This window comes from Polymorphobacter megasporae, from assembly GCF_018982885.2.
Classification (GTDB): Bacteria; Pseudomonadota; Alphaproteobacteria; order Sphingomonadales; family Sphingomonadaceae; genus Polymorphobacter_B; species Polymorphobacter_B megasporae.
Map to the genome: position 1 here is coordinate 2,123,656 of NZ_CP081848.1, position 10,241 is coordinate 2,133,896.

Consider the following 10,241-nt stretch of genomic DNA (forward strand, 5'->3'; position numbering starts at 1 on the left):
ATGCGCTACGGGTTTTGGGCTCCGGTCTTCGGCGGCTGGCTGCGCAACGTCGCCGACGAGCGGATGTCGGCGAGCTGGGAATACACCCGCGACCTCTGCGTCCGCGCCGAGCAGATCGGTTATGACCTGACTCTCGTTGCCGAGCTCAATCTAAACGACATCAAGGGGATCGATGCCCCCGCGCTCGACGCGTGGTCGACCGCGGCGGCGCTCGCGGCGGTGACCAAGCGGCTCGAATTGATGGTCGCGGTCCGGCCCAACTTCCACCAGCCGGCGCTGTTCGCAAAGCAAGCCGCGAACATTCAGAACATCAGCGGCGGGCGGCTGAGCCTCAACGTCGTGTCGTCGTGGTGGGCAGAGGAAGCGCGCCAATACGGCCTTCAGTTCGACGCCCATGACGACCGCTATGCCCGGACGTCGGAGTGGCTGCGCGTCGTCGACGGGCTGTGGAGCGAGCCGCGCTTCAGCTTCGACGGGAAGATGTACCGGACCGAGGACGCGATCCTCGCGCCCAAGCCGGTCGCCAAGCCGATCCGTTATGCGGGGGGCGAGTCCGAGGCGGCCAAGGCGCTGATCGCCGGGCAGTGCGACGCCTATGTCATGCACGGCGACGAGCCCGGGGTCATCGCCGCCAAGATCGCCGACATGCGCGCCCGCCGCGAGCGGCTCGGATTGAAGCCAATGATCTACGGCATGGCGGCGTACGCCATCGTCCGCGACAGCGCGCGCGAGGCCGACGCCGAGGTCGCGCGGATCACCGACATGGGCGACACCCCGCCGCCGGGGTTCGACAACTTCGACCAGTGGCTGTCAGGCACCCAGCTCGAACGCGAGCTCAAGATCCGCGAGTATTCGGTGAGCAACCGCGGCCTCCGCCCTGGCCTCGTCGGCACCCCCGAGCACGTTGCTGCGCGGATCGAGGAATTCGAGGCAGCCGGGCTCGATCTCCTCCTCCTCCAGATGAGCCCGCAGATCGAGGAGATGGAGCGCTTCTCCGCACAGGTTATCCCGGCGAACCTCCGCCACGCCGCGTGAACCGTACTCTCGCGACACTCGCCGGACTGATTATCGGGATCGCGGCGGGGGCGCTGACGATTGCCCGCGGCTGGCCCGCGACCGATGCGCTGGCAGCGGCGAACCTCGTCGGAACCCTGTGGCTCGATGCGCTGCGGATGACGGTCCTGCCGCTCGTCGTCACGCTGACCGCGACCGGCACCGCGCGGGCGATCGCGGCGGCGAGCGGCGGCGCGGTGATCCGCCGTGCGGCGCTGCTCGGCCTATTCCTGCTGGTCGTCTCCGCCGCCGTCGCGATGCTGCTCGGGCCGCCGTTGCTGTCGGCGTGGGCGCCGGATCCGGCGTCGCTAGCGGCGCTGCGCGGGGCAGGGACGCCGGTCCCGGGGCACTTCGCCGGGTCGGGCGATGCGCTGCTCGGCCTCGTTTCCCCAAACCTCGTTGCCGCCGCGGCCGAAGGCGCGATCCCGCCGCTCGCGATCTTCGCTCTGCTGTTCGGCGTCGCTGCGGCACGCCTGCCACCTGAGCGGACGCGGACGATCCTCGATGCGCTGGCGCAGGCGGCGGAGATCATCCTCGTGATCGTTGGCTGGGTACTCGCGCTTGCGCCCATCGGTGTCGCCGCGCTCGGCTTCGCCCTTGGCGCGCGGCTTGGGCTCGGCGCAGGGTCAGCGCTTGCAAGCTACGTTGGCACGCAGATCACGGTCACCGTCGTCCTCGGCGTCGCGATGTATGCGCTCGCGGCGCTGGCCGGGCGCGTGCCGGTGGTGTCGTTCGCCCGGGCGGCGCTCGAGCCGCAGGCGGTCGCCGCGAGCACCCAATCGTCGCTCGCCGCGCTCCCGGCGATGCTTGCCGCCGCCGGCCGATTGGCCCCGGCGGGATCGGCGAGCGCGCCCGCCGCCATTCTCCCGCTAGCGGTCGCGCTGTTCCGGCTCGCCGCGCCCGCCTCGATTGTTATCGTGACGCTCGCGACCGCGCATCTCACCGGCGCGCATCTTACCCCCGCGACGCTCGCGACGGTCGGCGGGCTATCGATCCTAGGCACGCTGATCATCGCCGGACTGCCGAATCAAACGACCTTTTTCGCGGCCTATGCCCCGGCGCTGCTCGCGGCGAACCTGCCGATCGACCTGCTGCCGCTGTTCCTCGCGGTCGATGTCATCCCCGACATCTTCTACACCGTCACAAACGTTACCGCCGACCTCTCGGTAGCCGCCACCTCGGCCCGTTCCGAACGGCGCTAATCTCGGTCGAGCACGTGCGGCTTGATGCCCCTGACGTCTTTTTGGGCGAAGTGATGGGAGCGGAACCAGCTTTCCGGCCGTTAAGCGCACACACTCACTGGCGCGCTTGCCGGATCGGATTTCTATGACCCCCACGATCGACCTCGAAATTTCACGTCGCAGCGTCCTCGCCGCGGGTGCTGCGACGGCGGCGCTGACGCAAGTGTCCGGTGCCGAGGCGCAGGGCGTCGTGCCGTCGCATCCGCCGACGATGATGGGTGTTTCATTCGTCGTCAACGGCACGCGCCGCGACCTTACGCTCGATACGCGCACCACCCTGCTCGATGCGCTTCGCGAGCATCTTCAGCTCACCGGGACCAAGAAGGGCTGCGATCACGGCCAGTGCGGGGCGTGCACCGTGATCGTCGACGGCAAGCGGATCAATTCCTGCCTGAGCCTAGCGGTCATGCACGAGGGCGACAATATCACGACGATCGAAGGGCTCGGGACGCCCGAGCATCTGCATCCGATGCAGGCGTCATTCATCAAGCACGACGGCTATCAGTGCGGTTATTGCACCCCGGGCCAGATCTGCTCGGCTGTATCCGTGCTCGCCGAGATTGCGGCCGGCGTTCCGAGTCATGTCACCGGAAGCCTGACCGAGAAGCCAGCCGTAACCAACGACGAAATGCGTGAGCGGATGAGCGGCAACATCTGTCGCTGCGGTGCCTATTCCAACATTCTCGAAGCGATGACCGAAGTCGCGGGAGCGCGGGCATGAAGGCCTTTACCTATGAGCGGGCCACGAGCCCGGCGGAGGCCGCTGCGGCGGTCGCGCGTCAGCCGAATGCGAAGTTCATCGCCGGCGGCACCAACCTGCTCGACCTGATGAAGCTCGAGATCGAGACACCGACGCACATCGTCGACGTCAACGGGCTCAAGCTCGACACCATCGAGGCAACTGCTGAAGGCGGCCTCCGCATCGGTGCCCTCGTCAGCAATACCGACCTGTCCGCCGACCACAGGGTCCGTCGAGATTACGGCGTGCTTACGCGAGCGATCGTCGCGGGTGCGTCGGGCCAGTTGCGCAACAAGGCGACGACCGCCGGCAACCTGCTCCAGCGCACGCGGTGCCCGTATTTTTACGACACCAACCAGGCGTGCAACAAGCGCCGCCCGGGATCGGGTTGCGCCGCGATCGGTGGTTACAGCCGCCAGCTCGCGATCATCGGGACGAGCGACGCCTGCATCGCCACCTACCCGGGCGACATGGCGGTCGCGATGCGGCTGCTCGACGCGACGGTGGAAACGATCCGCCCCGACGGTGCGACGCGAAACATCGCGATCAGCGACTTCCACGTGCTGCCCGGTAAGACCCCGCAGATCGACAACGCGTTGGCGCACGGCGAACTGATCACGGCGGTGACCTTGCCGCGTCCGCTTGGCGGGACGCACATCTACCACAAGGTCCGCGACCGCGCGTCTTATGCGTACGCACTCGTCTCCGTCGCGGCGATCCTCCAGCGCGACGGTAGCGGACGCGTCGCGATCGGCGGGATCGCGCCCAAGCCGTGGCGGGTTGCGGCAGCGGACGCCGCATTGCCGGAAGGGGCCCATGCGGTCGCGACGCGGTTGCTCGCCGACGCGAAGCCGACCCACGATAATGCATTCAAGGTGCCACTCGTCGAGCGAACGCTCGGCGCGGTCATGGCCGAAGCGAGGGCAGCATGAAGTTCGATACTCCCGCGGGTCAGAACCCGATCGACCAGCTCAAGCTCGTCGGCAAGCCCACCGATCGAATCGACGGCAAGTTCAAGACGACCGGCACTGCGCCGTACGCGTACGAACGCCACGACGTCGCACCCAATCAGGCGTATGGCTATATCGTCGGCTCGGCGATCGCCACGGGACGCATCACGGCGATGGACCTCGTTGAGGCAAAGGCCGCTCCGGGCGTGATCGCCATCGTGTCGACACTCGACATGCCGAAGCTGCCGCTGGCGGAGCATAATGTCGCTCACCTGTTTGGCGGTGCCGATGTCGCGCATTATCATCAGGCGATCGCACTCGTCGTCGCCGAGACGTTCGAGCAGGCGCGGGCCGCCGCCAATCTCGTGCGGGTGACTTACGCGAGGGGCAAGGGCAGGTTCGATCTCGCTGAACTGGCGCCGAGCGCGCCGCTTGAAGGCGGTGGCAGCGGCGAGGGCAGCAGCGCTCCCAAGATCGATCGTGTCGGCAATTTCGAAGGCGCGTTTACCTCGGCCCCGGTCAAGCTCGACGCGACCTACACGACGCCCGACGAGAGCCATGCGATGATGGAGCCGTTCGCCAGCATCGCCGCGTGGAACGGCGATAAGCTGACGATCTGGACATCGAACCAGATGATCACCTGGGGCAAGAAGGACCTCGCCAAGACGCTGAGCATCCCGGAGGCCAACCTGCGCATCGACTCGCCGTATATCGGCGGCGGTTTCGGCGGGAAGCTGTTCGTTCGCGCCGATGCTCCGCTGGCGGCGCTCGGGGCCAAGGCGGCGGGGCGGCCGGTCAAGGTCACGATGCAGCGGCCGATGATGTTCAACAATTCGACCCATCGGGCGGCGACGATCCAGCGCATTCGCATCGGCGCGGACCGCGATGGGACGATCACCGCGATCGCGCACGAGAGCACGTCGGGCAACCTGCCCGACGGCAAGCCCGAGACTGCGGTATCGCAGACCAAGCTGCTGTATGCCGGGGCCAATCGCATGACACTGATGCGGCTTGCCGTGATGGACCTGCCCGAGGGAAACGCGATGCGCGCGCCTGGCGAGGCTCCCGGCCTGATGGCGCTCGAGATCGCGATGGACGAGATGGCCGAGAAGCTCGGCATGGATCCGATCGACTTCCGCGCCAAGAACGACACGCAGGTCGATCCGGAAAAGCCCGAGCGCAAATTCTCGCAGCGCCAGTTGGTCGAGTGCATGCACCTCGGGGCCGAGCGCTTCGGCTGGAGTAAGCGTAACGCCAAGCCCGGGCAGGTGCGCGACGGGCAGTGGCTGGTCGGCATGGGCATGGCCGCCGGGTTTCGCAACAATATGCTGACCAAGTCGGGTGCCAAGGTCAGCCTCGACCGCCACGGCGTCGTCACCGTCCGGACCGACATGACCGATATCGGCACCGGCACCTACACGATCATCGCGCAGACTGCGGCCGAGATGATGGGCCTGCCGCTCGACAAGGTCGTCGTGATGCTCGGTGATTCCGACTTCCCGGCATCGGCTGGATCGGGCGGGCAGTGGGGCGCGAACAACTCGACCTCGGGGGTTTATGCCGCTTGTACCAAGCTGCGCGAGGCAGTCGCGCAGAAGCTCGGCTTCAACTCCGCCGACGCCAAATTCAGCGGCGGCAAGGTTGGCGCGGGCAATCGTAGCGTCGCGATCGGCGACGCGGCGAAGGACGGCGACCTGACCGTCGAGGACCATATCGAATATGGCGACCTCGATAAGCGCTTCCAGCAGTCGACCTTCGCCGGGCATTTCGTCGAGGTCAGCGTCAACGCCTATACCGGCGAAACCCGCGTCCGTCGTATGCTCGCGGTCTGCGCTGCCGGTCGGATCATCAACCCGAAATCGGCGCGCAGCCAGGTCATCGGCGCGATGACGATGGGCGTCGGCGCAGCGTTGATGGAGGAACTCGCGGTCGACAAGCGCTTCGGCTACTTCGTCAATCACGACCTCGCCACGTACGAGGTGCCGGTCCACGCTGACATCCCGCATCAGGAGGTCGTGTTCCTCGACGAGGCCGACGTGCTGTCGTCGCCGATGAAGGCCAAAGGTGTCGGCGAGCTTGGCCTCTGCGGCGTCGGCGCGGCGATCGCCAACGCGGTCTACAACGCCACCGGGGTCCGCGTTCGCGACTACCCGATCACCCTCGACAAGTTCATCGACCGCCTGCCGAAGGTCGCGTGACTGAGTGGGGAGCCGCCGCACCTGGCGGCTCCCCCATAAGGCAGGCTGAAACGGGTTTGTTCGTCCCGCGTTCAGCGCGCGCCGTCCATCGTCACGGCAGTTGTTGATGGGGACACGTGATGACATCTGCCCGGTTTACCGCTTCGCGCCTTGCACTTGCGACCGTCGCCGCCTCGCTGGCGCTCGCCGCCTGCAACCAATCCCCGGCAACGCCGGCAAGCGGCACCCAGCCGGCGACCGCCGCGCCGATTGCCGCGCTGCCGCTGGCGACCGCAACACCGCCCGCGCCGATCGCTGCAGCGCCCGCTGTGTTGCCGCCGAGTGCAACAAAAGTGCGCGTGGCTGTGCGGCCCGCCGAGCGGTACCGCTACGTCGATCGCGCGGTTCAATACAACAAAGCGTTCGGCAGCACGCCGCCCGACTATACCGTCGACTATCAGGGCACCCGGCCTTGGGTCTGGAGGGCGAACGACGGGGCGTATCGCGTCGCCGAGCAACTGCCTCAGGGCGAACGCTATTATTACTATCAGGCCGGTGCGGAGCAGCCGTTCTACGTCGCCGATCCGCAGGGCGGCTATGCGTATGAGGACGGCGCGCTGGTCGCGGTCTACGGCCCCGATGGTGCTCCGCTCGCCGATCTTTATGCCGAGCAGCGCGCGGCGCAGGCAGCCGCCTATCTGTCGCGGGCGCGAGCGCTTTATCACGCCGCGCAGTATGATCAGCGCCAGGCCGCTTATGCCGCCGAGTGGCAGGAGCGTCGCGCCGACTTCGCCGCGCGGCAGCAGGCGTATGACGATGCGCGCGCCCGCGACGCCGACTGGCAGGCATGGCACGACGCCCATCAGGATGAGGAGCGGCGCCGCTGGCAGGATGAGGCCAACCGCCGCACGGCCTATGCCGCAGCCATCGGTGCCGGCGTTGCCGTCGCCACGGTGGCAATAACCCGCGAGCGCGATAACCGCCGCGACGATACGCCGTTCGGCGGCGGCAACGGCGGGTATAATCCCGGTTCACCGCGCGGGCCAGCAACTGCTTATCAGCCCGGGCTCGGCAACGGCGGGTATGCGCGCGCTGCCGATGCGGCTCGCGCTCAGGCGGCAGCGGCCGCAGCGGGGGCAGCGCGAAGTCAGGCCGAGGCGCGCCGTGAGGGCGATGCGGCGCGAGCTTCCGCCGCGGGGGCCGCGCACGATGAAGTCGAAGCACGGTTAGCCGCCACGCGTACTCAGCAGGCAAGCCGCGACGAGCAACGCGCCGCCGAGGCCCAGCGCCAGCAGGCGATGCAGAGCCAGCAGCGCGCTGCGGAGGTCCAACGCCAGCAGGCTAGCCGCGACGAACAACGCGCTGCCGACGCTCAACGCCAGCAGGCTGCGCAGAGCCAACAGGCAGCACAGCGCAAACAGTCGGCCGAAGCCGCTGCGGCGCAGCGTCAGCAGGCGGTGGCAGCAGAACGCGATCAGGCGCGCGCCGCAGCCGACGCGCAGCATCAGCAAGCGTCCAACGCCCGCGCTGCACCTGAAGTGCAACACCAGCAGGCGGCCGCCCAACGCCAACAGACGGCCGCTGCGGAACGCGACAAGTCTCGCGCGATGGCCGACTCGCAGCACGCCCAGGCGGCGGCCAGAGCGCAGGCCGTCGACGCGCAGCGCCAGGAGGCCGCGGCCGCAGGGAGAATGCGAGCTGCCTCTGACGTCCAACGCAAGCAAGACGCCGCTACAAAGCCGCGGCCGATGGAGCGGCCGAAGGCCGATCTCGCCCATGCGAAGGCTGAACCCGAGCAGAAGGACAGGAAGCCTGAACATCCGCCGGGCTGACGGCGGTGGTCGCGCTCGCGACTACAGGAGCGTCACGCCCGCAGCGGTCACGACAGCGAGAGCGATGCCGGCAACCGCGAGGATGACCGCGCCCCCGACGATCGGCCGCGAGCGCGCGACCAGCGCGATCGACAGCAGGACGATGGCCATCTGGAGCGCCGTCTCGCCGAGTTCATAGCCTTCACCGGCGGTCGCGGCCTGTTCACCTGCCTGCCGTTCACGCTGGCCGGTGGCTTCGAGCTGATTGATCCCATGCCCGGCCTTGTCCGGGCCGCGCAGCCGCGCGGCCTCGGCAACCCACGCTTGCCGGTCGGCATCGCTCGCTGCGGTCGACTTCGCGGCGGCTTTGACGACGGTCTCGCGAATGATCTTCGCTTGCATGTAATTGAAGGTATCGGAGGCCGCGATGCCGCTCAGCAGGCTTTTACGCGCCGCGCCGGCTGCCGCCATGTGGACGATCGCCAGCGATACCGCGAGGACGCCGACGAGGAGCGAGACCCGGTCGCGGAAGCGGCGCTCAGTGGCACGCTCGACCGAGTCGACCGACGACCGTTCGGTTTCGGCGCGCTCGATCGCCTCGTCGATCATTTCCTTGGCGTCAGCAGGCTCGACCATTTTGCACCCTCATTTGCGCGATCTGCCAAGCCCCTTATCGCAGATCATTACCCGCGATCAGGGTAAATCTCTCTCGCTTTGGCGACATGCTGTTACCACTCAGGCCGACTGCGCGTCGCCGTTGTCTGGGTTGGCGGCGCTCTCGCAGGCTCCTTTGATGGTGCGTGCGAATACGATCCACAGCGCGAGGCTGGCCAGCGCGAAGCTGCCGAGGATGTAAAAGGCGATGTGATAGCCGAGCCCCTGAGCGATCCAGCCGCCGATCGCCGGGCTGAGCGATGCGCCGAGGCCCTGGACCGTCATCACCGCGCCCTGGCCGACGTTGACCCGGCCGGTGCCCGCGAGAAGACACGCGACAAGACCGGGGACCGCGACGCTCTGCAGTCCGGCACCGATACCATCGAGTGCCTGGACCGGCCAGACGCCCCAATTCTCGATGAAGGTGCCCGCGAGAAAGCCGCGTAGCGGCAAGGCCGCGAACGAGATCAACAGCACCAGCCAGTATCCCTTTCCGGCGGACATCCGCATCGCGACAAGCGACGCGACGATCATCACCGCCTGCGCAACGACGACCGTCGTCGCGGTGAACAGCGCGGGGTTGCCTTTGCCTGCACCGACAACGGCAAGACCGTAGAGCGGCAGCATGGCGCCGTTGCCGAGATGGAAGCACGCCAGCGCCGCCGCAAGGATCAGCATCGGCTTGTTCTTGAGCAGTGCGCGGAAGCCCTCGGCTTTTCCGTCCTCCGCATCGTCCTTGCCGCCGCCCTCGTTTTCCAGCCCTCGCGCCGCTTTGTGATCGATCGCCGCCTCCGGGATCATCATCACGGTGATGATGGCGAGCACGCCGAAGACCGCCGCAAGATAGAAGATCGCCGGCATGCCGAACTTCCAGCCGAGCCAGCCCGACAGGCCGGCGCCGACCATGTTGCCCGCGTGGTTCCACGCCTGGTTGCGGCCGTTCTGGGCGTTGAAGCCCTTCTGCCGGACGACACCGAGCGTCATGCCCGTGACCGCCGGGCCGATTGCGGCTCCCGCGATCGCAGTTGCGACCTGGCTCACCGTCACCACCCAGCCGGACTGCGACAGCAGGATCAGGAACGACGCCATCACGGTGCAGATGCCGGTGACGATCACCACCAGCCGTTTCTTCTCGGTATGATCGATGAACGCACCAGCCGGCACGGTCATGATCATTCCGGCGATCCCGCCGACGGTCATCACCGTGCCGATCGGTCCTGTCGCCCAGCCGCGCTGCTGGAGGAAGACGCCAAGGAACGGCCCGATCCCCGCCTGCATGTCGGCCATGAAGAAATTGAGCGCCTGAAGCGCAGTCTTGGCGCGCTTGACCTCGCTCGCATCATCTCCCGGACGAGATTGTGCCATTGCCCCTGTTGCCATCCGTTTTGCCTCGCCTGTTATTGCCCGGTCCACAGCCCCGAAGATGGACCCCAAGGCCGTGAGATAGCTGCAGGAACACGCTGATCGTGCGCGCCCGAAGATGAGTACGCGGCGGGAAACGAACCGGACGCGCCGCTCTGGCCGATCAGCCGACAGGGCGTGATCGGGCTATCCGGCCAGACTGCGGCCCGATCCGGGCAAAGCGTGTCGCAGTGTATCGAGCCGGGCAAATCGCG

Annotated in this window: 8 protein-coding genes; 6 read left to right on the forward strand and 2 right to left on the reverse strand. The window is 67.5% G+C overall.

What is annotated here, in order from left to right:
- From KTC28_RS10095 to KTC28_RS10120, 6 genes are all read left to right on the forward strand, one after another.
- The gene (locus tag KTC28_RS10095; protein WP_216708786.1) at positions 1-1,035 is read left to right on the forward strand and encodes an LLM class flavin-dependent oxidoreductase; all 1,035 of its coding nucleotides are present in this window, start codon (positions 1-3) and stop codon (positions 1,033-1,035) included.
- Positions 1,032-2,255 (forward strand): dicarboxylate/amino acid:cation symporter, encoded by a 1,224-nt coding sequence (locus tag KTC28_RS10100; protein ID WP_216708787.1) that lies wholly within the window; start codon positions 1,032-1,034, stop codon positions 2,253-2,255. Before KTC28_RS10095 ends, KTC28_RS10100 begins: the two co-directional genes overlap by 4 nt.
- Positions 2,256-2,379: 124 nt before the next feature.
- Positions 2,380-3,015 carry an aldehyde dehydrogenase iron-sulfur subunit PaoA gene (gene paoA, locus KTC28_RS10105; protein WP_216708788.1) on the forward strand — a complete coding sequence of 212 codons (636 nt, stop codon included), beginning with the start codon at positions 2,380-2,382 and terminating at the stop codon, positions 3,013-3,015.
- Positions 3,012-3,965, forward strand: a complete 954-nt coding sequence (locus tag KTC28_RS10110) for an FAD binding domain-containing protein (protein WP_216708789.1) — start codon at positions 3,012-3,014, stop codon at positions 3,963-3,965. Before paoA ends, KTC28_RS10110 begins: the two co-directional genes overlap by 4 nt.
- Positions 3,962-6,181 (forward strand): aldehyde oxidoreductase molybdenum-binding subunit PaoC, encoded by a 2,220-nt coding sequence (gene paoC, locus KTC28_RS10115; RefSeq protein WP_216708790.1) that lies wholly within the window; start codon positions 3,962-3,964, stop codon positions 6,179-6,181. Before KTC28_RS10110 ends, paoC begins: the two co-directional genes overlap by 4 nt.
- A gap of 119 nt (positions 6,182-6,300) precedes the next feature.
- On the forward strand, positions 6,301-7,992 hold the full coding sequence (locus KTC28_RS10120) for a hypothetical protein (protein WP_216708791.1): 1,692 nt from the start codon (positions 6,301-6,303) through the stop codon (positions 7,990-7,992).
- A gap of 21 nt (positions 7,993-8,013) precedes the next feature.
- Here KTC28_RS10120 and KTC28_RS10125 read toward each other — a convergent pair whose 3' ends face one another.
- Both KTC28_RS10125 and KTC28_RS10130 read right to left on the reverse strand, forming a co-directional pair.
- Positions 8,014-8,607: a DUF4337 family protein gene (locus KTC28_RS10125; RefSeq protein ID WP_216708792.1), complete on the reverse strand. Its 594-nt coding sequence runs from the start codon at positions 8,605-8,607 to the stop codon at positions 8,014-8,016.
- A gap of 99 nt (positions 8,608-8,706) precedes the next feature.
- Entirely contained in the window at positions 8,707-10,005 is a 1,299-nt protein-coding gene (locus KTC28_RS10130; RefSeq protein WP_255601903.1) for an MFS transporter, read from the reverse strand.
- Positions 10,006-10,241 lie beyond the last annotated feature (236 nt).

What these genes read in the sequence shown, in the direction of transcription:
- KTC28_RS10095 (WP_216708786.1), top strand. Translation starts at nt 1, where the DNA reads ATGCGCTACGGGTTTTGGGCTCCGGTCTTCGGCGGCTGGCTGCGCAAC.
- paoA (WP_216708788.1), top strand. Translation starts at nt 2,380, where the DNA reads ATGACCCCCACGATCGACCTCGAAATTTCACGTCGCAGCGTCCTCGCC.
- KTC28_RS10110 (WP_216708789.1), top strand. Translation starts at nt 3,012, where the DNA reads ATGAAGGCCTTTACCTATGAGCGGGCCACGAGCCCGGCGGAGGCCGCT.
- paoC (WP_216708790.1), top strand. Translation starts at nt 3,962, where the DNA reads ATGAAGTTCGATACTCCCGCGGGTCAGAACCCGATCGACCAGCTCAAG.
- KTC28_RS10120 (WP_216708791.1), top strand. Translation starts at nt 6,301, where the DNA reads ATGACATCTGCCCGGTTTACCGCTTCGCGCCTTGCACTTGCGACCGTC.
- KTC28_RS10125 (WP_216708792.1), bottom strand. Translation starts at nt 8,607, where the DNA reads ATGGTCGAGCCTGCTGACGCCAAGGAAATGATCGACGAGGCGATCGAG.
- KTC28_RS10130 (WP_255601903.1), bottom strand. Translation starts at nt 10,005, where the DNA reads ATGGCAACAGGGGCAATGGCACAATCTCGTCCGGGAGATGATGCGAGC.